The organism is Streptomyces shinuiensis, from assembly GCF_043660855.1.
In the GTDB taxonomy this organism is placed as follows: Bacteria; Actinomycetota; Actinomycetes; order Streptomycetales; family Streptomycetaceae; genus Streptomyces.
This window is the reverse complement of the sequence record NZ_JBIHML010000001.1, coordinates 316,632-339,232: the sequence shown is the minus strand read 5'-3', so window position 1 is coordinate 339,232 and position 22,601 is coordinate 316,632. Positions and strand designations below refer to the sequence as shown.

Annotated in this window: 19 protein-coding genes and 1 pseudogene; 10 read left to right on the top strand and 10 right to left on the bottom strand. The window is 74.9% G+C overall.

The genetic code is table 11. The features are described from left to right. Positions 1-39: 39 nt before the first annotated feature. From ACGRHY_RS01475 to ACGRHY_RS01465, 3 genes and pseudogenes are all read left to right on the top strand, one after another. A pseudogene (locus ACGRHY_RS01475) lies at positions 40-1,233 on the top strand (RNA-guided endonuclease InsQ/TnpB family protein); the annotation flags it as partial. Between the two features lie 105 nt (positions 1,234-1,338). Beyond that, the gene (locus ACGRHY_RS01470; RefSeq protein WP_394637877.1) at positions 1,339-2,505 is read left to right on the top strand and encodes an exonuclease SbcCD subunit D; all 1,167 of its coding nucleotides are present in this window, start codon (positions 1,339-1,341) and stop codon (positions 2,503-2,505) included. Beyond that, positions 2,502-5,552, top strand: coding sequence for an AAA family ATPase (locus ACGRHY_RS01465; RefSeq protein WP_394633566.1), 3,051 nt, complete (start codon positions 2,502-2,504; stop codon positions 5,550-5,552). The genes ACGRHY_RS01470 and ACGRHY_RS01465 overlap by 4 nt, the downstream gene beginning before the upstream one ends. Before the next feature lie 161 nt (positions 5,553-5,713). Here ACGRHY_RS01465 and ACGRHY_RS01460 read toward each other — a convergent pair whose 3' ends face one another. Beyond that, positions 5,714-7,432 carry a DUF885 domain-containing protein gene (locus ACGRHY_RS01460; RefSeq protein WP_394633565.1) on the bottom strand — a complete coding sequence of 573 codons (1,719 nt, stop codon included), beginning with the start codon at positions 7,430-7,432 and terminating at the stop codon, positions 5,714-5,716. A gap of 63 nt (positions 7,433-7,495) precedes the next feature. Beyond that, a complete protein-coding gene (locus ACGRHY_RS01455) occupies positions 7,496-7,978 on the bottom strand; it encodes an Lrp/AsnC family transcriptional regulator (protein WP_394633564.1) in 483 nt (160 codons plus the stop codon). Between the two features lie 59 nt (positions 7,979-8,037). On the opposite strand from ACGRHY_RS01455, the gene ACGRHY_RS01450 reads away from it, so the two are divergent. Beyond that, on the top strand, positions 8,038-9,309 hold the full coding sequence (locus ACGRHY_RS01450) for a trans-sulfuration enzyme family protein (RefSeq protein WP_394633563.1): 1,272 nt from the start codon (positions 8,038-8,040) through the stop codon (positions 9,307-9,309). On the opposite strand, the gene ACGRHY_RS01445 is transcribed toward ACGRHY_RS01450, so the two are convergent. Both ACGRHY_RS01445 and ACGRHY_RS01440 read right to left on the bottom strand, forming a co-directional pair. Further along, complete coding sequence (locus ACGRHY_RS01445) at positions 9,257-10,726, bottom strand: GNAT family N-acetyltransferase (RefSeq protein WP_394633562.1); 1,470 nt, start codon at positions 10,724-10,726, stop codon at positions 9,257-9,259. The two genes, ACGRHY_RS01450 and ACGRHY_RS01445, sit on opposite strands and share 53 nt — an antisense overlap. Positions 10,727-10,842: 116 nt before the next feature. After that, positions 10,843-11,409: a DUF1990 domain-containing protein gene (locus ACGRHY_RS01440; protein ID WP_394633561.1), complete on the bottom strand. Its 567-nt coding sequence runs from the start codon at positions 11,407-11,409 to the stop codon at positions 10,843-10,845. Between the two features lie 348 nt (positions 11,410-11,757). Between ACGRHY_RS01440 and ACGRHY_RS01435 the strand changes: the two genes are divergently transcribed. The 4 genes from ACGRHY_RS01435 (at position 11,758) to ACGRHY_RS01420 (ending at position 13,990) form a co-directional block, all read left to right on the top strand. Then, entirely contained in the window at positions 11,758-12,192 is a 435-nt protein-coding gene (locus ACGRHY_RS01435) for a roadblock/LC7 domain-containing protein (protein WP_394633560.1), read from the top strand. Between the two features lie 17 nt (positions 12,193-12,209). Beyond that, on the top strand, positions 12,210-13,007 hold the full coding sequence (locus tag ACGRHY_RS01430; RefSeq protein WP_394637876.1) for a transcriptional regulator: 798 nt from the start codon (positions 12,210-12,212) through the stop codon (positions 13,005-13,007). Positions 13,008-13,044: 37 nt separating this feature from the next. After that, positions 13,045-13,479 (top strand): roadblock/LC7 domain-containing protein, encoded by a 435-nt coding sequence (locus ACGRHY_RS01425; RefSeq protein ID WP_394633559.1) that lies wholly within the window; start codon positions 13,045-13,047, stop codon positions 13,477-13,479. A gap of 136 nt (positions 13,480-13,615) precedes the next feature. Then, positions 13,616-13,990 (top strand): hypothetical protein, encoded by a 375-nt coding sequence (locus tag ACGRHY_RS01420; protein ID WP_394633558.1) that lies wholly within the window; start codon positions 13,616-13,618, stop codon positions 13,988-13,990. A gap of 27 nt (positions 13,991-14,017) precedes the next feature. Here ACGRHY_RS01420 and pdxR read toward each other — a convergent pair whose 3' ends face one another. Next, complete coding sequence (pdxR, locus tag ACGRHY_RS01415) at positions 14,018-15,565, bottom strand: MocR-like pyridoxine biosynthesis transcription factor PdxR (RefSeq protein ID WP_394633557.1); 1,548 nt, start codon at positions 15,563-15,565, stop codon at positions 14,018-14,020. Positions 15,566-15,612: 47 nt separating this feature from the next. On the opposite strand from pdxR, the gene ACGRHY_RS01410 reads away from it, so the two are divergent. Further along, positions 15,613-16,656 (top strand): EamA family transporter, encoded by a 1,044-nt coding sequence (locus ACGRHY_RS01410; protein ID WP_394633556.1) that lies wholly within the window; start codon positions 15,613-15,615, stop codon positions 16,654-16,656. On the opposite strand, the gene ACGRHY_RS01405 is transcribed toward ACGRHY_RS01410, so the two are convergent. Further along, positions 16,653-17,402, bottom strand: a complete 750-nt coding sequence (locus ACGRHY_RS01405) for an SDR family NAD(P)-dependent oxidoreductase (protein WP_394633555.1) — start codon at positions 17,400-17,402, stop codon at positions 16,653-16,655. The two genes, ACGRHY_RS01410 and ACGRHY_RS01405, sit on opposite strands and share 4 nt — an antisense overlap. Positions 17,403-17,590: 188 nt before the next feature. Here ACGRHY_RS01405 and ACGRHY_RS01400 point away from each other — a divergent pair, with 188 nt between their 5' ends. Further along, positions 17,591-18,334: a GntR family transcriptional regulator gene (locus tag ACGRHY_RS01400; RefSeq protein WP_394633554.1), complete on the top strand. Its 744-nt coding sequence runs from the start codon at positions 17,591-17,593 to the stop codon at positions 18,332-18,334. A gap of 33 nt (positions 18,335-18,367) precedes the next feature. Here ACGRHY_RS01400 and ACGRHY_RS01395 read toward each other — a convergent pair whose 3' ends face one another. The 4 genes from ACGRHY_RS01395 to ACGRHY_RS01380 form a co-directional block, all read right to left on the bottom strand. Then, entirely contained in the window at positions 18,368-19,522 is a 1,155-nt protein-coding gene (locus ACGRHY_RS01395; protein WP_394633553.1) for an ROK family transcriptional regulator, read from the bottom strand. 105 nt (positions 19,523-19,627) lie between these two features. Further along, positions 19,628-20,158: a G/U mismatch-specific DNA glycosylase gene (mug, locus tag ACGRHY_RS01390; protein WP_394637875.1), complete on the bottom strand. Its 531-nt coding sequence runs from the start codon at positions 20,156-20,158 to the stop codon at positions 19,628-19,630. A 138-nt stretch (positions 20,159-20,296) separates the two neighbouring features. After that, entirely contained in the window at positions 20,297-21,727 is a 1,431-nt protein-coding gene (purB, locus tag ACGRHY_RS01385; RefSeq protein ID WP_394633552.1) for an adenylosuccinate lyase, read from the bottom strand. 11 nt (positions 21,728-21,738) lie between these two features. Further along, positions 21,739-22,590, bottom strand: coding sequence for an SGNH/GDSL hydrolase family protein (locus tag ACGRHY_RS01380; RefSeq protein ID WP_394633551.1), 852 nt, complete (start codon positions 22,588-22,590; stop codon positions 21,739-21,741). Positions 22,591-22,601 lie beyond the last annotated feature (11 nt).

The following is a 22,601-nucleotide window of genomic DNA, read 5'->3' as shown; positions in this document are numbered from 1 at the left end:
CCGCACCACGTCACAAGCTGACGGGGCAGTGTGTGAGCTGTGAAGACCACCCACGTGAAGCGGGCGTTCAAGTACCGCTTCCACCCCACCGACGAGCAGGCAGCCGAGCTGTCCCGCACGTTCGGCTGCGTGCGGAAGGTCTACAACCTGGCCCTGGCCGCACGCACCGAGGCGTGGACGCGGCAGGAGCGGGTGAACTACAACCAGACGTCGGCGATGCTGACGGCCTGGAAGAAGACCGATGAACTCGCGTACCTCAACGAGGTCTCTTCCGTCCCGCTCCAGCAGGCCCTGCGCCATCTCCAGACGGCGTTCACGAACTTCTTCGGCAAGCGGGCGAAGTACCCGCGTTTCAAGTCGCGGAAGAAGTCGCGGAAGTCGGCGGAGTACACCATCAGCGCGTTCCGGTTCCGGGACGGGAAGCTGACACTGGCGAAGATGGCGGAACCGCTCGACATCGTATGGTCCCGTCCACTGCCCGAGGGCGCGTCGCCGTCCACGGTGACCGTCTCCCAGGACGCGGCCGGACGCTGGTACGTGTCCCTGCTGTGCGAGGATCCCTCCGTTAGGCCGCTGCTCGCCACCAGCGCGGCCGTCGGTATCGACGTCGGCCTCGACCACCTGCTGACCCTTCCGACCGGTGAGAAGGTCTCCAACCCCCGGCATGAGCGGCGTGACCGTACTCGCCTCGCCAAGGCCCAGCGGCAGCTTGCCCGCAAGGCCAAGGGCGACGGCACCAACCGGGCCAAGGCCCGCCGGAAGGTCGCCAAGGTCTACGCCCGCATCACCGACCGCAGGCGTGACCACCTGCACAAGCTCACCACTCGGCTCGTTCGTGAAAACCAAACGATCGTGATCGAGGACCTTGCCGTTCGGAACATGGTGAAGAACGGCAGCCTGGCCCGTGCCATCAGTGACGCGGCCTGGTCGGAGTTCCGGAGCATGCTGGAGTACAAGGCCCAGTGGTACGGCCGCGAAGTGATCGCGATCGACCGCTGGTTCCCCTCCTCCGAGCTTTGCTCCGTCTGCGGCACCTTGCGGGATAAGATGCCGCTGAACGTCCGGACGTGGACGTGCGATTGTGGGACGACCCACGACCGGGACGTGAACACAGCGAAGAACATCCCGGCCGTCGGGCTGACGGCCTCTGTCTGTGGAGCTGGTGTAAGACCTAAACGGAGTACTCCGGGCGGGCAGTCGGCGATGAAGCAGAAACCCCTACGGCGCGAGCCGTGGGAATCCCCCTCCTTCAGGAGGGGGGAGGAAGTCAAGCGAGAATCCGGAGGGCGGCCGACGGGGGCGAGGAGAGGGGCAGACGTTGCGGGGCGGAGCCGGATCTTGAGACTGCTGCACACCTCCGACTGGCACCTGGGCCGGAGCTTCCACCGGGTGAGCCTCCTGTCCGCCCAGGAGGCCTTCGTCGACCACCTGGTGGAGGTGGCGCGCACCGAGCGCGTCGACGCCGTCCTCGTCGCCGGGGACGTCTACGACCGGGCGGTGCCGCCGCTGGCCGCCGTCGAACTCTTCGACGACACCCTGCACCGCCTGGCGGATCTCGGCGTGCCGACGGTCATGATCTCCGGCAACCACGACTCGGCCCGCCGGCTGGGGGTGGCCGCCGGGCTCATCGAGCGGGCGGGTGTCCATCTGCGCACCGACCCCGTCGGCTGCGCCACCCCCGTCCTGCTGTCCGACGCCCATGGCGAGGTGGCGTTCTACGGCCTGCCCTACCTGGAGCCGGCCCTGGTCAAGGACCACTTCGGGGTGGAGCGGGCCGGGCACGCGACGGTGCTGGGCGCCGCCATGGACCGGGTGCGCGCCGACCTGGCCGCCCGCCCCGCCGGAACCCGCTCGGTCGTCCTCGCCCACGCCTTCGTCACCGGGGGCGAGCCGTCCGACAGCGAGCGCGACATCACCGTCGGCGGTGTCGCCTCCGTCCCGGCCTCCGTCTTCGGGGGCGCCGACTACGCGGCGCTGGGCCACCTCCACGGCTGCCAGACCCTCACCGGGCGGATCCGCTACTCCGGGTCGCCGCTGGCCTACTCCTTCTCCGAGACCCACCACCGCAAGTCGATGTGGCTGGTCGACCTCGGGCCGCGCGGGGAGGTGGCGGCCGAGCGGATCGACTGCCCGGTGCCGCGCCCGCTGGCGCGTGTCCGCGGGACGCTGGAGGAACTGCTCGCCGACCCCGCACTGGAGCGCCACGAGCAGGCCTGGGTCGAGGCCACCCTCACCGACCCCGTCCGCCCGCGCGAGCCGATGGCCCGGCTCGCCGCCCGTTTCCCCCACGTCCTCACCCTCGTCTTCGACCCCGAGCGCGCAGAGCGGGACCCCCTCGCCTCCTACGGGCGCCGGCTGCGCGACCGCACCGACCAGGAGATCGCCGAGGACTTCGTCGCCCACGTCCGCGGCGGATCGGGGCCCGACGGGAGCGAACGGGCCCTGCTGGGCGCCGCCCTGGACGCCGTACGCGCCGAGGCGGCTCGCACGGAGGCGCCCCGATGAGACTGCACCGGCTCGCCGTCACCGCCTTCGGCCCCTTCGGCGACACCCAGGAGGTGGACTTCGGCGAGCTGTCCGCCGCCGGGCTGTTCCTGCTGCACGGACCCACCGGCGCGGGCAAGACCTCCGTGCTGGACGCCGTCTGCTACGCCCTGTACGGCGGGGTGCCCGGCGCCCGCCAGACCTCCGGCCCCACCAGACTGCGCAGCGACCACGCCGGCCCCGGCACCCGCACCGAGGTGGTCCTGGACCTGACCGTCGGCGGACGGCGGCTGGAGGTCACCCGGCAGCCCGAGCAGCGGCGCCCCAAGAAGCGCGGCACCGGCACGACCACCGACAAGGCCCGGTCCTGGCTGCGCGAGTACGACGCCGCGACCGGCACCTGGAAGGCGCTCAGCCGCTCCCACCAGGAGATCGGCGAGGAACTGGCCCAGTTGCTGGGCATGAGCCGCGAGCAGTTCTGCCAGGTGGTGCTGCTGCCGCAGGGCGACTTCGCGCGCTTCCTGCGGGCCGGTGCGGAGGAGCGCGCGAAACTGCTGGGCCGTCTCTTCGACACCCGCCGCTTCGCCGCCGTCGAACAGCACCTGGCCGAGCTGCGCGCCGCCGCGCAGCGCCGGGTGCGCGACGGCGACGAGCGGCTGCTCGCCCTGGCCCACCGCATGTGGCAGGCGTCGGGGGGCGCCACCGAGCCGGGTGAGGGACCGGACGGCGATCCCCTCGCCGGTCTCTCGCCCGGCGACCTCGGTCTGGCCGACGCCGTACTCGGGTGGGCCGCGCCCGCCCGCGCCCTGGCCCGCGAACGGCTGGACGCGACGGCCTCGGCCCTGAGCCTGGCCGAGCGGGCCCACACCGACGCCCGGCGGCGGCTGGACGAGGCGCGCGAGCTGGAACGGCGCCGCAGGCGGTACGCACAGGCCCGGCGGCGCGCCGGGGAGCTGGCCGCGCGGGAGGAGGAGCACCGCGCCGACCGCGCCCGGCTGGAGCGGGCCCGCGCCGCCGACACCGTCGCCCCCGCCCTCGCCCTGCGGGACGAGACCGCGAGCGAGGGCCGCGACGCCGCGTACGCCGAGGAGCGGGCCCGCGCCGAACTGCCCGGCGAGGCGGCCCAGGCCCCCGCCGAGCGCCTGGCGGACCTGGAACGCGCCACCCGCCAGGAGCTGGGCGCACTGGAGGCCGCCCGGCGCGCCGAGGAGCGCGTCGCCCGTCTCAACGCCGAACTCGCCTCGCTGGAGCGGGAGTCGGGCTCGGACGAGGAACTGCTGCGCGAGGCGGAGGAGTGGCTGGAGGGGTGGGAGGCCACCCGCGCCGCCCACCAGCGGCACGTGGACGCCGCCGCGGAGGCCGCGCCCCGCGCCGAGCAGCTCGCCCGGCGGCTGGACGGCATGCGGCGCACCCTGGACGCCGCCCGCCGCCGCGACACCCTCGCCACCGAGCGGGAAGCGGCCGGCGCCGAGCTGTCGGCCGCCCTTGAGCGGGCTCTGACCGCCAGGGAGCACTGGCTGGAGGCCAAGGAGCGACGCCTGCGCGGCATCGCGGCCGAACTCGCCGCCGGACTGGAGGAGGGCGCGCCGTGCACGGTGTGCGGCTCCCGCGAGCACCCCGACCCGGCACGCCCCGGGAACGGGCACGTCGACCGGGGCGCCGAGGAGAGCGCTCTGGCCGGCTACCAGCGGGCCGAGGACGCACGGCGGCGGGCCGAGCGGCGGCTGGACTCCATACGCGACCGGCTGGCCGCGGCGGTCGAGGAGGCGGGCGCGACGCCCGCCGCCGAACTCGCCGGGCGGGTCGCCGTGCTGGAGGGCGACCACGACGCCGCCCGGCAGGCGGCGGCCGGCACGCAGGACGCCCGAGCGGCCCTGCAACGCGCCGTCCGCGAGCACGACACCCGCCTGGCCGTCCGGCGGGAGGCCGAACGGAGGGTGGCCTCCCGCTTCTCCCTGCGCGAGGCGCTGCTGGGGGAGCGGGCCGAGCTGGAGGAACAGGTGGCCCGCGCCCGGGGCGAGGCCCCCTCCGTCGCCCACCGGGCGGCCGAACTGGGGCGCCTGGCACGGCGGCTGGCCGGTGCCGCCGAGGCCGCGGCCGCCGCCGCGGCCGCCGCGCTGCGGCTGAAGGAGGCCGACGCCCGGCTCGCGGACGCCGCCTGGCGCGCCGGGTTCGACACTCCGCGGGCCGCCGCCTGCGCCCGGCTCAGCGGCGACGAGCAGCGCCTGCTGCAACGCCGCATCGACGCCCGGCAGGCCGAGGAGGCGGCCGTCGCGGCCGAACTGGCCGCCCCCGAACTCGCGGACTTCACACCGGCGGACCTCGAACCGGCCGGCGCCGGATCAGCCGGCACCGCCGGGGTCGAGGCCGCTCCGGCGGCGGCCGTGGCACGGCTGAACGACGCCTCCGCCGCCCACGCCGAGGCCCGCACCCGCTGTGAGCAGCTCGACCGGCTCTCCGCCCGCGCCCTGGCCGACGCCCGGGAACTCGCCCCGCTGCGCGAGGAGTACGACCGCGTCGCCCGGCTGGCGGCTCTCACCGCCGGCACGTCGGCGGAGAACGAGCACCGGATGCGTCTGGAGTCCTATGTGCTGGCCGCCCGTCTGGAGCAGGTCGCCGCCGCGGCCAGCGCCCGCCTGGCGCACATGTCCGCGGGCCGCTACACCCTCGTCCACTCCGACGCGCGCGCCTTCGGCCGCGGCCGTTCCGGGCTCGGCCTGCACGTGATCGACGCCTGGACGGGCAACGAGCGCGACACCGCCACCCTCTCCGGCGGCGAGTCCTTCTTCGCCTCCCTCGCCCTCGCCCTCGGCCTCGCCGACGTCGTATCCGAGGAGGCGGGCGGACTGCGCCTGGACACCCTCTTCATCGACGAGGGGTTCGGCAGTCTGGACGACCAGACCCTCGACGAGGTGCTGGACGTCCTGGACTCCCTGCGCGAACGCGACCGCAGCGTCGGCATCGTCAGCCACGTCGCCGATCTGCGCCGGCGCATCCCGGCGCAGCTGGAAGTGGTCAAGACCCGCTCCGGCTCCGCCGTTCGCCACCGGGTGCCGAAAACCGGGTGACGGCCACCGCGGCGCGCCGCGAGGATGACGGATCACGGCCCCCGGCGCGCCCCCGACACGGTCCCCGGCGCCCTCCGCCCGGCCCCGGCAGGGCGCGCGGCAGAGGTCCGCGCGCCCTGCGGAGCGTCGTACGGCACCCGGAGTGCGGCTCGGCGCGCGGCTCAGAGCGCGGAGAGCTCCGCCACCAGGTCGTCCAGGCCCAGCGAGCCCAGGGACAGCGCGCCCATGTGCCACCTCCTGGCGTCGAACGCGTCGCCGTGCGCAGTACGGGCGGCCGCACGCCCCTTCAGCCAGGCGCGTTCGCCCAGCTTGTAGCCGATCGCCTGGCCCGGCATGCCCAGGTAGCGCACCAGCTCGCTCTCGACGTGGTCGGCGGGGAGGCCGCTGTGCATGCCGAAGAACTCCTGGGCCAGCCGTGGTGTCCACCGCTCTCCGGGGCGGAAGGGGGAGTGGCCCGGGATCTCCAGCCCCAGGTGCATGCCGATGTCCACGATGACCCGGATGGAGCGCATCATCTGCGCGTCCAGATAGCCCAGCCGCAGCTCGGCGTCGCGCAGGAAGCCGAGCTCGTCCATCAGCCGCTCCGCGTACAGCGCCCAGCCCTCGGCGTTGGCGCTGACCATCCCCACCGATGTCTGGTAGCGCGAGAGCCGGTCGGCGACGTACGTCCACTGGGCGAGCTGGAGGTGGTGGCCGGGGACGCCCTCGTGGTACCAGGTGGTGACCAGCTCGTAGAGGGGGAAGCGGGTCCGTCCCATCGCCGGCAGCCAGGTGCGGCCGGGCCGGGAGAAGTCCAGCGACGGCTCGGTGTAGTACGGCGCGGCGGCGCTGCCCGGCGGGGCGATCATGGACTCCACGCGCCGGACCGGCCCGGCCAGGTCGAAGTGCGTGCCGTCCAGCTTCTCGACCGCCTCGTCCATCAGCTCCTGGAGCCACACCCGGGTCTCCTCCACGCCCTCGATCGCCCGGCCGTGCGTGTCGAGGTGGTGCAGCGCCTCCCACGGGGTCGCGGCACCCGGCAGGACCTTCCCGGCCTCGGAGCGCATCTCGGCGTGGACGCGGTGGTACTCCTCCCAGCCGTAGGCGTACGCCTCCGCCAGGTCCAGGTCGGTGCCGTTCCAGTAGCGCGCCCACCGCCGGTACCGCTCGCGGCCCATGGTGTCCGGGGCCCCGTGGACGGCCGGGGCGCAGGTGTCCCGCAGCCAGTCGCGCAGAACGGCCACCGCGCCGGCGGCCGCGGTGGCGCCCCTGTCCAGCTCGGCGCGCAGGGACTCGGGGCCGCCGGCGGCGAAGGACGCGAACCAGTTTCCGCCGCCGTTCTCGCCCAGCCACTCGCCGAGCTGTCCGATCACGGTGTCCACCTGGCGCGGACCGGCCGGAAGCCCGCCGGCCAGGCCCTTGGCCAGCGAGGCGCGGTAGCCCTCCAGGGCCGCCGGCACGGCTGTCATCCGCCGGGCGACGGCCGCCCAGTCCTCGTCGGTCGCGGTCGGCATGAGCGTGAACACACTGCGTACCGAGTGCACCGGGGAGTGGAGGTTGCTGACGGCGCGCAGCCCCTCGCCCGCCTCGTGCACGGCGAGCCCCGCGGTCAGCCGCTCGCGCAGCAGCCGCGCGCAGCGCCGCTCGGCGTCGCCGTCCCCTCCGGGCCGCCGCTCGGCCTCTGCGAGCCGCTCCAGAGTGGCGCGGTCCAGGGCGGCCTGGGCCTCCTGGCCGTCGGGGGAGAAGTCGGGCAGTTCCTTCGAGCCGCCGGGGAGACCGAGGTAGGTGCCGAGGATCGGATCGAGTGCGACCAGGTCGTCGACATAGGCGTCGGCGACCCGGCGGGGCAGGGGTTCGGCGCCGTGCGCGGTGTCGGGCGAGGTGTTCGTGGCATCGGACATGGGCCTCATCCTGGTACGGCGGCGCCCGCCGAGTCACGGGGGAGGCCACCGGGGCGCCGCGGGTCAGCCGGGCCGCTCGGCAGGCAGCAGCGGGCCGCACGTCCACTGCTGGAAGATCAGCCGCGTCTCGACCCGGGCGACCTCCCGGCGCGAGGTGAACTCGTCCAGCACCAGTCGCTGCAGATCTGTGGTCCCGGCGACCGCGACATGGACGAGGTAGTCGTCGGGACCGGTCAGGTGGAACAGCGCCCGCGACTCCGGCAGCGCTCGGACGCGTTCCACGAACGGGCCGATCAGCTCCCTTCTGTGAGGCCGGACCTGTACCGAAAGAAGAGCTTCCAGGGGCCTTCCGAGTTTGGCCGGATCCAGTCGTAGCGCGTGGCCGAGGATCACCCCGCCGCGACGCAGTCGCGCCACTCGGTCCAGACAGGTCGAAGGGGCCACGCCGACGGCGGCGGCGAGATCGCGGTAGGTGGTCCGGGCGTCGTTCTGCAGAAGGCGCAGAATCTCCAGGTCGACCGGGTCGAGAACGACTGAATCGGACATTCTCCGAACATAGCACGGCTGATTTCCGCTACACGCCGGTAGTTGTTCAGCATCGCGGCATGACCCACCAGGACAGCATGGACACGACACCGTCGGCCGCCACCCGGACGCTGGCCACCGAGGCCGTGCACGCCGGACGCGAGGACCTCGCGGCGCTCGGCCTGCACGCCGCCCCCCTGGACCTGTCCACCACCTACCCCTCCCACGACAGCCGGGCCGAGGCCGCCCGGCTGGACGAGTTCGCCGCCACCGGCGCCCAGCTGCAGGGCCCGCCGGTCTACGCCCGGCTCGACAACCCCACCGTGGCACGTTTCGAGACGGCCCTGGCCCGGCTGGAGGGCGCCGAGGCGGGCGTGGCCTTCGCCAGCGGCATGGCGGCCCTGACCGCCGTGCTCCTGGTGCGCGCCGCCCAGGGGCTGCGGCACGTCGTCGCGGTCCGGCCGCTGTACGGCTGCAGTGACCACCTGCTCAGCAGCGGACTGCTGGGCACCGAGGTGACCTGGACCGACCCGGCGGGCATCGCCGACGCCATACGTCCCGACACCGGCCTGGTGATGGTGGAGACACCGGCCAATCCCACTCTGGCCGAAATCGACCTGAAGGCCGTGGCGCACTCCTGCGGTTCCGTGCCGCTGCTGGTCGACAACACCTTCGCCACCCCCGTGCTGCAGCGGCCGGTCGAGCACGGCGCACGCATCGTGCTGCACAGCGCCACCAAGTACCTGGGCGGTCACGGCGACGTCCTCGGCGGCGCCGTCGCCTGCGACGAGGAGACGGCCCGCGAGCTGCGGAAGGTGCGCTTCGCCACCGGCGGCGTACTCCACCCGCTCGCCGGCTATCTGCTGCTGCGCGGCCTGTCCACGCTGCCGGTGCGGGTGCGGGCGCAGTCGGCCACGGCCGCGGAACTGGCCCGGCGCCTGGCGGACGACCCGCGGATCGCCCGGGTGTACTACCCGAGGCTGGGCGGTGCCATGGTCTCCTTCGAGGTGGAGGGGGAACCGCACGAGGTGATCGCGGGGGTGCGGCTGATCACCCCGGCGGTCAGCCTCGGCAGCGTGGACACCCTCATCCAGCACCCCGGGTCCATCAGCCACCGCATCGTCTGCGAGGACGACCGCCGCACCGGAGGGATCGGCGAGAGGCTGCTGCGGATGTCGGTCGGCCTGGAGGACGTCGAGGACCTGTGGAACGACCTCGACGCGGCGCTCGGTTCCGCCCGGGGAGCCGGGAGCGGGGCCGGGCGACGCGCCGGGAGCGCCGCAGGGGATGCCGTGGGCGTCAGCGCGGCCCCGTCTCGGCGGCTGCCGGAACCGGGACGAGCCGGGCGGTGATCACCAAGGTGCCCTCCTCGACCTGGTAGTCCAGCGGCAGCCCCAGGCCGCGCATGGCCGCCACCATGCCGGTGTTGTGCGACTGCGTCACGGCGTAGACGCTCTCGCAGCGCGCCTCGGCGGCCATCGCCACCAGACGGCGCAGCAGTTCGGCGCCGATGCCGCGGCGTTGCCAGACGTCCTCGACGAGGAGGGCCACCTCCGTCTCGTCGCCGTCCCACATCAGATGGCCGAGCGCCACCAGCTTCCCCGACGCCGTCTCTGCCGCCAGGGTGCGGCCGAAGCGCGGGCTGAGCAGGTGGTCCAGATAACGGTCGACGTCCCTGACCGGGCCGTGGTAGCGCGCGGCCAGGGTGTGCGCCGAACAGCGCCGGTGCATCGCGCGTGCGGCCTCGAGGTCGCAGGTGTCCGCCCGCCGTACGGTGATCTCGTTCCCCTCCGGGAGCGTGAGCGTCTCGCGGCGGCGCGGCATCCGGCCCGCCGGCCCCTCCCCGGGGCCGGACCCGGCGGCCCCGGCCGGGCGGGGGGCCGGCTGGGCGTCCAGCCGGGCGTCCAGCTCGACCAGGGCACGGGCCCGGGCGAACTCGGTCGGGGTGAAGGGCAGGTGGGGGCGCTCCACGACGATCGTCCCGCCGCGCGGATCGTGCATCCGGATCACCGCCCCTTCCAGCACACCGTCCTCGGGGAGGTCCTCCCCGTGCGGTTCCCCGCGCGGCTCTTCGCCCGGCTGCCCGGCCGCTGCCCGGGAGGGCACCGAGCGGATCGTGCAGCGGCCGAGCAACTGGCGCAGTGCCAGCGGAAGTTCGGCGCTGTCCAGCGCGGTACGGGTGGCCAGGCCCAGCACTCGGGTGGGGGTGTCCACCAGATCGTGGGCGTCGGCCCGCTCCAGCCAGGTGTCCCGCCCGCCCGCCGCGGCCGCCGCCCGGCCCAGCTCGGCGGCCTCCAGCGCGCGGGGCGCCCGCAGCAGGAACTCGTCCACCGTCATCTCGCCCAGCGGGTGCGTCTGGAGGCCGATGACGTCCACCCGCAGCTCCGCCAGGACGGCGCACAGCGCGGCGAGCGATCCGGGCTCCTCCCGCACGGTGGTGCGCAGCCGCCACAGCACCGGCGGCCCCTGCGCGGAGCCCACGGCGGCCGGACCGCCGCCGGGATCGGGCGGCGGGTGGTGGCGCCGCCGCGCCCACCAGGTGTGGATCCCGGCCGTGGCCAGCAGTGCGGCGGCCGACAGCACCAGCAGCACGGGGCCGTCGGGTCCGTGCGCCACCGTCTTGGCGATGCTGTCGGCCACGGTCACGGCCGTGAACAGCGCCGCCAGCTCGACCAGATCGTGCCGCCAGTGGTGCGGGCCGGCGGCCTTGCGGCGGGCGGCGCGTCGAGCGGTGCGGCGGTCTGCACGGTGCGCGGAGGATCCTGTCATGCGGCCACTCTCACCGACCGGTGTTGCGTGATCACGAACGGTTTGTGACCGATGGGTTAAGGGCCTTCTGGGAACCATGCCCTTTTTGCCGGGCGCCCTCCCCGCCGGGCGCTTCGTCATGCGCGGGAAGCGCGGGAGGCGCGGGAGAGTCGCCGCAGCACCGCCCCGCACCGCCGGGCGTACAGCCGCTGGAACAGCGGCACGAGCGGCCCGGCGGCCCGCACCCACCACACCTCGGGGCGGCTGAAGGCCCGCACCTCCAGCCAGACCGCCCCGTCGTCGTCCAGCTCCACGACGAACGCCTCCTCGCCACGCTCCGGATGCCCCGGCAGCGTCCCGTAGCCGAAGCCCGCCCGTCGCTCGCCGTCCGCCGTCCACACCACCCGGCACGGCGCGTGGATCCTCAGCCGTCCGGCGCCCAGGCCCACCACCACGCGCACCCCGGGCTCGGCACGCGGGGAGCCGGTGGCCATCTCCACGCCCATGGCCCGGTGCATCCGCCAGGTCAGTACGGCCCGTCCGGCGGTTCGGAAGACCTCCCGGCCCACGCCGAGGCGGGTGCGTACCCGCAGCCGTCCGAAGCCCGGCGGACGGCCGGGCAGGGACCCCTCCCGGGTGACGCCCGCCCCGGCATACGTCAGACCGGCCGCGGGATCGTCCGTGCGGTCGTCACTCGCGTCCATGGGAGCAGCGTATTGCGCCGGACCCATGGACGCCCGGCCGCCCGCCGCCCCACGGGACCGGGGCGCAGCACCTCGGTGAACAGCGCCGCGCCGCCGCGTGCGGACCCGTTCCGGGTGGACGCGGCGGTGCCCGCCGCATCAGAGCCGCCGAGCCGGGACGGACGCCGGGACAGGCGGGCGGAGAGCGACGTGAAAATGACAAGTTCATTTGCCAATCGAACAGTACGCCGCTTCCTCGGTCGGAATCGTTCAAATGTGCCCGCAACGGGTGACACGATGCGTAACCTAATCGTCACTTCCGCACCACCGGTGGGTGCGTCCACACGTCGAGCAGGAGGGGGGTTGCGCATGCCCGGAATCGACGAATGCCTGCTCGAAGCCATGACGCTGCCCGGTGCCCGCGGCGCCGCCGTGGTCGACTGGACCAGTGGGCTCGCGCTCGGTGCGGTGGGCGAGCCGTCGTGCGGCGACCACGAGACGACCGCCGCCCAGACGGCCGAACTCGCCCGCACGGCCGCCGAGCACACCGCGTTCGCCGCGCCCGCCGGCTCCGGACGCGGAAGCGACGGCGGGGAGGCCGAGCAGGAGCCGGGGCCCGGCGGGGTAGAGCCCGTCGAGGACCTCATCGTCACCACCCGCGACGGCTATCACCTGCTGCGCTTCGTCGGGCAGGTCTTCGACGGGAGCCTCTTCATCCACCTGTGGCTCGACCGGGAGGACGGCAACCTCGCCCTCGCCCGCATCCGCCTGCGCCACCTGTCCGAGCGGCTGGTGCTCGGGTGAGGGCCGCCCTCTCCCCGATGCTCGGCCATCTCGCTGCGCGGCGGGCCACCGGGGCGCTGCTGCGCGGCAATGGGACGCTCTATCTGCGCGACGGCGAGATCGTCCACGCGGAGAGCCCCGTCTCCCCGGGACTGGACGTGCTGCTCACCCTCGGCGGCAGACTCCCCGCCGAGGGCTGGCGGGAGGCCGTGGAGCGGGCCGGGGCCCGTCGGCAGGTCGCGCGCTTCCTGGTCGACAACGGCCGGCTGACCCGGGGCGAGCTGGAGGTCTACCACCTGGGCGCGCTGTACGACGCGGCCTTCTTCGCCCTCGCCCCCGGCAGCGGACCGGCCCGGTTCCGCAGCGGCCTCTCCCACTGGCTGGGGCCCGTCCGGCCGGTTCCGGCGGGGGACCTGCAACGCGAGGTCCTGCGCCGCAGAAGGCTGCTGGAGGACCTGTGGCCGCACCCGGGGGTGGACGCCGCCCCGGTGGTCCGAGGTCAGGAGACCGGCTTCCCCGCCCCGACCCGCAGGCAGCGTGCCCTCCTGGAACTGGCGGACGGGGTGCGCACCCCCGCCGACATCGCGCGACGGCTCGGCCGCCCGGCCTTCCACGTGCTGATCGACGTACGGCGGCTGGCCGCCGCCGGGTACATCCGGACACCCGCGCCCGGACCGGCACCCTCCTCCCGGGCCCCGGCCCCCCCGGAGCCCCCGGCGTCCGGGGCCGTCCCGCACCCGCCCCCCGCGTCCGACGCGCGGGGCCCGGAGGTGTCCACCGACCCGGACATCGCCCTGCTGCTCCGGATCCGCGATGCCCTGGAGGCGCGCCTGTGATGCACCGAACCGTTCCCGCCGGCCCCGGAGGCCTGCCGTGAGGCGCGCACTGAAGCAGTTCGCCGGAGTGCGGCAGCCCGCCGCGGCCGACCCGGAAGTGCTGCGAGAGCTGCGCATGCTGCGGTCCCGCGTCCCCCATCTGACCGGTGCCCTCGCGGTCGGCGCCGGGGGCGTCCTGCTCGCGGAGGACGCCCCCGGAACGCAGGCCGGCGCCCTGGCGGGGCTCACCGCCACCGCCCTCGCCGACGCGCTGCGGCTGGCGGAGACCGCCGACCGGGGCCGCTTCCGCGAACTGCTGGTGCGGGGGGAGAGGGGCTACGTCGCGGCCTACGCGGCGGGCCCCGCCGCCTTCCTGGCCGTCCTGGCGGAGCCACGCGCCAACGTGGGCCGCATCCATCTGGAGGCCCGCCGGACCGGAGCCCGCATCGCCCGCCTGGCCGCGGGCGCGGACGAGGGGCCGAAGGACGGCTGAGCCGAGCCGGGACCACCGGCAGTGCCCTGCCTCCCCGGGGCCCGCGTCGCGGGCGAGTCAACCCGCCGCCAACCGATATGTCAGAGAAACAACGGAACGTGCACCGCGGTGCACACGGAAAGGAAGTGCGACAGCCATGGCCAACGTCGAAACCTCCCTCAAGGAAGCGATGACCGCCGTCGAGGGCTCCCTCGGGGCCGCCCTCGTCGACTACACCAGCGGTATGGCGCTCGGCACCGTCGGAGGAGGCAAGGACCTCGATCTGAACGTCGCCGCGGCCGGCAACACCGACGTGGTCCGCGCCAAGGTGCGCACCATGGAGATGCTGGGCCTGAAGGACGAGATCGAGGACATCCTGATCACCCTCGGCGGGCAGTACCACCTGATCCGGCTGCTGAGGGGGCGCGGCAACAACGGCCTCTTCCTCTACCTGGCCCTGGACAAGGCGCGGGCGAACCTCGCCATGGCCCGGCACCAGCTGCGCAGGATCGAGGCGGAGCTGGAGATCTGACGCGGCGGCGGGCCCTCCCCGCTCCCCTCACGGACGCCGGGCCGCCTCGGCCAGCAGCCGTACGCCGTGCGCGATCCGGCTCGGCGTCGGATGGGCGTAGCCCAGCACCAGCCGTACGCGCCCGCCGTTCTCACCGTCCTCGCCGTCGCTCCATGGCGGCGAGGACGAGGACGGCGGCGACGGCGGACGCGGCGGCACGTAGTCGGACAGCGGCCGCACCGCCACCCCCGTCCGGGCCGCACGGGCCAGGAGGCGGTCCTGCGGGCCGCACCGCGGCGGCAGCGCGGCGATGACGTGGAGCCCCGCGGCGATCCCCGACGCCTCCGTGCCCCCGATGTGCTCCGCCAGCGCCCGCAGCAGTGCGTCGCGCCGCTGCCGGTAGGCGCGTCCGCAGCGCCGCAACTGCCGGTCGTACTCGCCGCGGGCGATGAAGTCGGCCAGCAGCGCCTGGTCCAGGACCGGATGGCCCAGATCCATGGTCCGCTTGCGTTCCACGATCTCCCCCGCCAGCTCGTCCGGCGCCACCAGCCAGCCCAGCCGGAGCCCCGGCACGAGGGATTTGCTGACCGACCCGGTGTAGGCCACCCGCCGGGGGTCGAGCCCCTGGAGCGAGCCGACGGGCGCCCGGTCGTAGCGGAAGTCGCCGTCGTAGTCGTCCTCGACCAGCAGACCGTCCGCGTCGCGGGCCCAGGCCAGCAGCGCCGAGCGGCGCGCCGCGGAGTATGCGATGCCGGACGGGAACTGGTGCGAGGGGGTGAGCACCGCGGCCCGCGCCCCCGAGGCCGCCAGTTCCCCGGGGAGCAGGCCCTCCGAGTCCAGGCCGACCGGCGCGGTGCGCAGCCCGGCCGCCGAGAACAGCGCCGCGTGTTCGAAGCTCCCCGGAGACTCCACCGCCACCGTCCGGTTCTCACGCCCGTTCAGGGTGAGGGCCAGCAGCGTCATCGCCTGCGCCACACCCGAGCAGATCACCACCCGTCCGGGATCGGCGGCCACCCCGCGCCGCCGCGTCAGCAGGGCGGCCACCGCGGAACGCAGTTCGGACAGCCCGCGCGGATCGGGGTAGCCGAGGGCGTGGTGCGGCAGGGCGGCCAGAGCCCTGCGGTGGGCGGCGGCCCAGGCGGTACGCGGGAACAGCGCCGGGTCGGGGGAGCCGGGCCGGAAGTCCACGGCGGGCGCGGTCGTACGCTCCCCGGCGGGTGCGGCGCCCACCGGCGCGTCGCGCGCGGTGCTGCCCACCCAGGTGCCCGAGCCCCGGCTGCTGGTGAGATAGCCCTCGGCGGTCAGCTGCTCGTACGCCTCCGTGACCAGGCCCCGGGAAACCCCCAGGTCGGCGGCGAGTTCGCGGCTGGAGGGCAGTCGGCTGCCGGGTGCCAGCCGGCCCGAGCGCACCGCCTCGCGCAGGCCGGTCTGCAGGGCGCGGCCGCGCTGCCGGGGCGGGGCCGCGCAGACGGGCAGCAGCAGCCCCCACGCCGCGCTGCCGCCGGGCCCGGCGCCCGGCTCCGCACCCGGCCCTCCCACGTCTCCGCCGCCACCTTCACCTGCGCCTGCGCCGGAAGTGGTCCCCGTAACCGCCATGGAAGTGGACCTTAAACCGGTCCGCGCTCCTTCCTGGCGTCGGCCCCATGACCTCCTCCCCCGGCCCTTCCCGGGCCGAGCACCGCCGCGGCGCCCTGCTCGCCGCCGTCGCCTGCTGTCTGGTCGGCGCCTCCTTCACCGCCAACAGCGTGCTCGGCGACTATCCCCACGCCGGCGGCCAGGCCCTTCGCTACGGCCTGGCGTGCCTGCTGCTCCTGCCGTTGCTCGGGCGCGGGGCGCTCGCGCCCCTGCGCCTGCTGACCGCGCGCCAGTGGGCGCGCCTCGCCCTGCTCGCCGCCGTGGGCATGGTCGGCTTCAACCTCGCCGTACTGGCCGCCGAGCGGACCGCCGAACCCGCGGTGCCCGGCGTACTGGTCGGCTGTGCGCCGGTCGTCGTGGCCGTGGTCGTCCCGGCCCTGGACGGCCGCCGGCCCGCACGTCCGGTGGTGTACGGGGCACTGCTGGTGGCGGCCGGGGCCGTGGCCGTCCAGGGCTGGGGACGTACCGACGCCGCCGGACTGCTGTGGTCGGCCGCCGCGCTGGCGGGCGAGGTGGGGTTCGCGGTGATCGCCGTCCCCCTGGTGCGTCCGCTGGGCGCACGCCTGCTGTCCACGGCGGCCTGCGCCCTGGCGGCGGTGGAGGCCGCGCTGCTCGGAGCGGTGCTCGACGGCCGGGCCTGGCTGCGGATGCCGGACCCGGCCGAGGCGGCGGCACTGCTGTGGCAGGCGGTCGTCGTCACAGTGGTCGGTTTCGTCTGCTGGTACGCGGCCGTCCGCCGCATCGGCGCGGAGCGGGCCACGCTCTTCTCCGGGCTCGTCCCGGTCTGCGCGGCGCTGACCGCCCCCCTGGTGGCCACCGGCTCCTACGGCTGGGCGCAGGCGGGCGGCAGCCTGCTGGTCGGGGCGGGCGTGGCGCTGGGCGCGGGCACCCGGGCCCGCCGCCGGGCCGCGCCCGGAGCGGCGGAGTCACCGGAACCGTCCGGGACGGCGGGGGCACCGAGGCCGCCGGAGGCACCGGAGGGCTGCGTACCCGCGCCGGAGCGGGCCGCCGCCCTGCGGTCCCCGGATTCCGCCGCCCGGGGACCGTGCTAAAGGCAGCCGCTCACCCGCAGCACGGCCCCGGTGGTGTAGGACGCCTCCGGGGACATCAGCCAGGCGACCGCGCCCGCCACCTCCTCCGGCTCCCCGGGGCGGCCCATCGGGATCACCTCGGCCTTGCGCCAGGGCCGATGCGGATCCCCCATCGCGGCGTGCATGTCGGTGAGAACCGCCCCGGGCTGTACGGAGTTCACCCGCACCCCGTCGGGCCCCAGCTCCTTGGAGAGCCCGACGGTCATGGCGTCCAGCGCCGCCTTGGTCGCGGCGTAGTGGACGTACTCGCCGGGGCTGCCGAGCGTGGCCGCGCACGAGGAGACGGTGACGATCGAGCCGCCGAAGCCGCCGTGCCGCGTGGACATCGCCGGGGCCGCGCGCCGGGCGCACAGCAGAGTGCCCATGACGTTGACGTCCACCACACGGCGCATCACCTCGGTGGAGGTCTCGGTGAACCGGCCCAGCGGGCCGGTGATCCTGGCGCTCAGGACCGCGCCCGTGACCGCGCCCAGCTTCCGGGCCGCCTCCTCGACGAGGGCGTCGACCTCGCTCTCCACACGGGTGTCCAGCCGCACGGCGACCGCCTCGGCGCCCGCGGCGCGCACCGCCCGCGCCGTCTCCTCGGCCGCCTCGCGGGAGTGCCGGCAGCCGACCGCGACACGGTGCCCGGCCCGCGCCAGCCGCCGGGCGACCGCCGCCCCGATACCTCGGCTGCCGCCGGTGACGACCGTTACCCGATGCTCCATGCCCCCTCGCCATCCTGCCGCTCGCGCGGCCGCTTCCCGGCGGCCCGCCTTCCTGCTTCGGCACGCTGGCGGGCCGGATTGGTCTTGACCAAGCGGGTCGCCGCTCCCTAAGGTCGGCATACGCAACAACCTTTAAAAAAGAAGCGCGCATAAATCCCGGCGGGACACGGCGACTGCGGAGGCAAAGGGTGGGGACCACGCGACTGGAGACGGTGCCGGAACCGAAGTACCGGCACCTCAGGACCGTGCTGTCGGAGGCGCTCGACTCGGAGTTCGCGGTGGGGGAGATCCTGCCGAACGAACGGGACCTGGCAGCGCGTTTCGGCGTCGCCCGCGCCACGCTCCGTCAGGCCCTGGAGCAACTGGAGCTGGAGGGGCGCCTCCAGCGTCGCCGCGGGGTGGGTACCACCGTCGCCCCGCCGCGCGTCGGCGTCGACGTGAACCCCGCCCGGCACAGCTGGCCCGGCGCCCCGGGGGACGCCTGGCAGACCGAGGACTGCGAGGAGGCCGTACCGCCCGCCGCGTTGGCCAGGACGCTCGGCACGGACACCGGCCGGCCGGTGTACGCCGTCCAACGCGTCCGTATGGCCCACGGTCAGGCGGTCGCCACCGAGACGCTGTACGTACCGGCCGCGTCGGTGCCCGGGATGTCCGGCATCGAGACCGAGGCGGGAGCCGCCCGCGGCCGTGCCGTCCTCCGCGAGCTGAACCGCCTCGAACTGGGCGGCCAGGAAAGGGCCGTGGAACTCGGCTCCGCCCGGGCGGAGGACGCCAGGCGGCTCGACCGGCTGCCCGGCGCGCCCGTCCTCGTCGTCACCACCCGCTACCTCGCCGCGGGCGGCACCGCCGCGGTCGCGCTCTCCACCTACCGGGCCGACACCTGCCGCCTCACCTTCGGCGACTCCGCCGGGGTCTCGCTGCTGGCGAGCTGAACCGCGCGCCACGCGCCCGGTGACGACGGGGCGTCAGCGGGCGACGGCGCCCTCCACGGTGAACAGCTCCTCCTCGACATGGTCGAGCGCCAGCCGCAGCGCGCCGGTCGCGATCGCCTCCCCGCCCAGCAGGGACAGCGCGACCCGCGGCGGCCGCAGGCAGTAGCGCTCCAGCTCACGGCGGAGCGGGTCCAGCACCCCGTCCAGCCCGGTGGCCCACCCGCCGACGACCACCAGCTCCGGGTCCAGGGCCAGCACCAGCGCGGCCACATCGTGCACCAGGCGCCGTATGAACCGCTCGACGGCCTGCCGCGCACGCTCGTCCCCCTCGCGCGCCAGCGTGAAGACCCGCGCCACCGCCGCCTCGTCCAGCGGGTGCAGCGGCTCGCCGGTCGTGGACAGCAGGTGCTCGGGGGTGGCCTCCCGCCCCAGCAGATGCAGTGCGCCGATCTCCCCGGCCGCACCGCCGAACCCGCGGTGCAGCCGCCCGCCGATCAGCGAGCCGGCGCCCGGGCTCAGCCCGGCCAGGACGAACACCATGTCGTCGACCCCGGTGGCCGCGCCCTTCCAGTGCTCGGCCAGCGCGGCGGCGTTGGCGTCGTTCTCCACCAGCACCGGGCAGCGGAAAGACCGCCGAAGCCGCTCGCCCAGCGGCAGACCGGTCCAGCCCGGCAGCGCCGTGCACAGCCGCACCATGCCGTCGGCCTCCACGATCCCCGGACTGCCCGCCCCCACCGCGCGCAGGGTGCTGCGCGGCACCTCACAGGTGCGCAGCAGTTCGGCGACCACCGCGCGCGCCCGCTCCAGCCGCTCGTCGGCCGTCGCCTGCTCGGAGACCGTGCGCCCGACCGTGCCCAGCCGCCGTCCGCGCAAGTCGGAGAGGACGGCGGCCACCCGGTGCGGGCCGATCTCGATGCCGAGCAGATGACCGGCCTCGGCCCGAAAGCGGTAGCGGCGCGCGGGCCGCCCCTGCCGCCGGACGTCACCGGGCCCGACGGCGGCCTCGGCCGCCAGACCGGCCTCCACCAGTTGCTCCACCACGCCCTCCACCGTCGGCCGGGACAACTCCGCGGCCTGGGCCAGGTCGGACAGCGTCGGTGGGCCGTCGGCGGCGCGCAGCGCGCGCAGGACGACGGCGGAGTTGATCCTGCGCAGCAGGGAGGGATCCCTGCCGGTGAGCCGTCCCAACGTCCGCCTCCTGGGAAGTGCGCATGTGTGGCCGGATCGTATCCGGTGAGCGCACGGGGAGCGAGAGCCGGGTGAGGCGTCCCGGAGCGTCCCTGCGGCCGGCCGTCAGGGCGGGCCGTCGAGCGCGGCGGCGCGCAGTCGGCCGTACTCCTCGGCCATCGTCTCCAGCGTCCAGTGGGCGTTGAGCCCGCTGGGGTTGGGCAGCACCCACACCCGGGCGCCGCCGATCGCCGCCTCCTGAGGGCCGGTCCGGGCCTTCCGGTTCCCGAAGGCGGCCCGGTAGGCGGTCACACCGACCACCGCGAGCCACCCGGGGCGCAGCCGCGTCACCTTCCCGGCCAGCACACACCCGCCCGTGCGGTACTCCTCGGGCGTCAGCTCGTCGGCACGGGCGGTGGGGCGGGGCGAGATGTTGGTGATGCCCAGGCCGTACGACAGCAGCTCACGCTGCTCCGAGGGCCTCAGCCGCCTGGGGGTGAAACCGGAGGCGTGCAGCACCGGCCAGAAGCGGTTGCCGGGGTGGGCGAAGTGGTGGCCCAGCCTGGCGGTCGTCAGGCCGGGGTTGATCCCGCAGAACAGCACGTGCAGCCCCTCGGCCACCACGTCGGGGACGGTGCGGGCGCGCAACGCCTCCATCTCGTCCCCGGTCGTCCCCGTGCCGGACGCCCCCCTGCCGGGGGTCTCCTCGGGTGCGGTCCTCCTGGTCATGGCCTTCCCTGGCGGTCCTTCCGGGGTCCTCCTTCCCGGAAGGACCCCGGGCAGTCGGGGAGGCGGTCAGAGGATCGCGCCCGGGGCGTAGGAGGCTGCCTCCGGGTGGCGCTTCGTGATCTCCCCGATCCGGGTCACCACCGAGGCGACCTGGTCGCCCGCCGCGCCGGTGAAGGACAGCCGGTCGGCCAGCAGGGCGTCCAGCCGCTCCCGGTCCAGCGGGATGCGCTCGTCCGCGGCCAGCCGGTCCAGCAGCTCGTTGCGCTCGGCACCCTCGCGCAGCGCCAGCGCCGAGGCCACCGCGTGCTCCTTGATGGCCTCGTGGGCCGCCTCCCGGCCGACGCCGGCCCGCACCGCGCCCATCAGTACCTTGGTGGTGGCCAGGAACGGCAGATAGCGGTCCAGTTCGCGGGCGACCACCGCGGGGAACGCGCCGAACTCCTCCAGGACCGTCAGGAAGGTCTCCAGCAGGCCGTCGAGGGCGAAGAAGGCGTCCGGCAGCGCGACACGGCGCACCACCGAGCAGGAGACGTCGCCCTCGTTCCACTGGTCGCCCGCGAGCTCACCGACCATCGAGGCGTAGCCGCGCAGGATGACGGCGAAGCCGTTGACGCGCTCGCAGGAGCGGGTGTTCATCTTGTGCGGCATCGCCGAGGAGCCGACCTGGCCCGGCTTGAAGCCCTCGGTCACCAGCTCGTGCCCGGCCATCAGCCGGATGGTCTTGGCCAGGGAGGAGGGCGCGGCGGCCAGCTGGACCAACGCGGTGACCACCTCGTAGTCCAGCGAGCGCGGATAGACCTGGCCGACGGAGGTGAAGGTGTGGCCGAAGCCGAGGTGGGAGGCGATCCGCTCCTCCAGCTCGGCCAGCCCGCTTCCGTCCCCGCCCAGCAGGTCCAGCATGTCCTGGGAGGTGCCCACCGGCCCCTTGACGCCGCGCAGCGGGTAGCGCGACAGCAGTTCCTCCAGGCGCGCGTACGCCACCAGCAGTTCGTCGGCGGCGGTCGCGAAGCGCTTGCCCAGCGTCGTGGCCTGCGCGGCGACGTTGTGCGAGCGTCCCGCCATCACCAGCTCACAGTGCTCGGCCGCCAGCCGGCCCAGCCGCGCCAGCGCGGCCACCGCGCGGTCGCGCACCAGCTCCAGCGACAGCCGGACCTGGAGCTGCTCGACGTTCTCGGTCAGATCCCGGGAGGTCATGCCCTTGTGCACGTGCTCGTGCCCGGCCAGCGCGTTGAACTCCTCGATCCGCGCCTTCACATCGTGGCGCGTGACCTTCTCCCGCTCGGCGATCGAGGCGAGATCGACGTCCTGAAGCACCCGCTCGTAGTCGGCCAGGGCCTGCTCCGGCACCTCGACGCCCAGGTCCTTCTGGGCCCGCAGCACGGCGAGCCACAGCCGCCGCTCCAGTACCACCTTGTGCTCGGGGGACCACAGTCGGGCCAGCTCCGCGGAGGCGTAGCGGCCTGCCAGGACGTTCGGGATGCGCGGCTTGTCAGTCACACCCGGGGATTCTACGGGGTGTCGTCGCAGGCCAGCGGTGCCAGGTCGGCAGCGGGGTACCGGCTCCGGTCCACGGCCGGGTCCAGCGGTGCCAGGTCGGGCCGCTTGGGCACCAGCCCGTCGCCCGAGGAGCGCCCGGTCAGCCGCCGGCCGATCCACGGGAGCAGATGACGGCGGGTGAAGCGCAGGTCGGCGACGCGGCGCGCGTACCAGCCGGGCGGGGCGGCGGGCGGCAGGGCCGCGTGCCAGTCGGCCTCGGGCTCGTGCCCCAGCCGCTGCCAGACGGCCTCGGCCACCCGCTCGTGCCCCTCGGCGGTCAGATGCAGCCGGTCGTCGGCCCACATCCGCGGATCGCCCAGCGCGTCGCAGCCGTACAGGTCCACCACCAGGGCGCCGTGCCGCTCGGCGAGACCGTCGATGAAGTCGAAGAGGTGCTCCATGCGCGCCCGGTAGCGCTCCAGCACCGGCCCGCGCCGCCCGGGGCTGCGCATCAGCACCAGATGGCGGCACTCGGGGGCGAGCTTGGCGACCGACTCCTCCAGCAGACCGCACACCCGGCCCATGTCGCACTTCGGACGCAGTACGTCGTTGAGGCCGCCGACCAGCGCCACCAGATCCGCGCCCATGGCGGCGGCCACGTCCACCTGTTCCTCGGCGATCTGCTGGATCAGCTTGCCGCGCACCGCCAGGTTGGCGTAGCGGAAGCCGTCGGTGCGCGCGGCGAGACGGGCGGCGAGGAGATCGGCCCAGCCGCGGTAACCGCCGTCCGGCAGCAGATCCGACATGCCCTCGGTGAAGGAGTCACCGAGGGCGGCGAAGCTGGTGACGGCGGGCGGGGCGGGCGAGTCGGTTGCACTGTCCATGGCGCGGAACA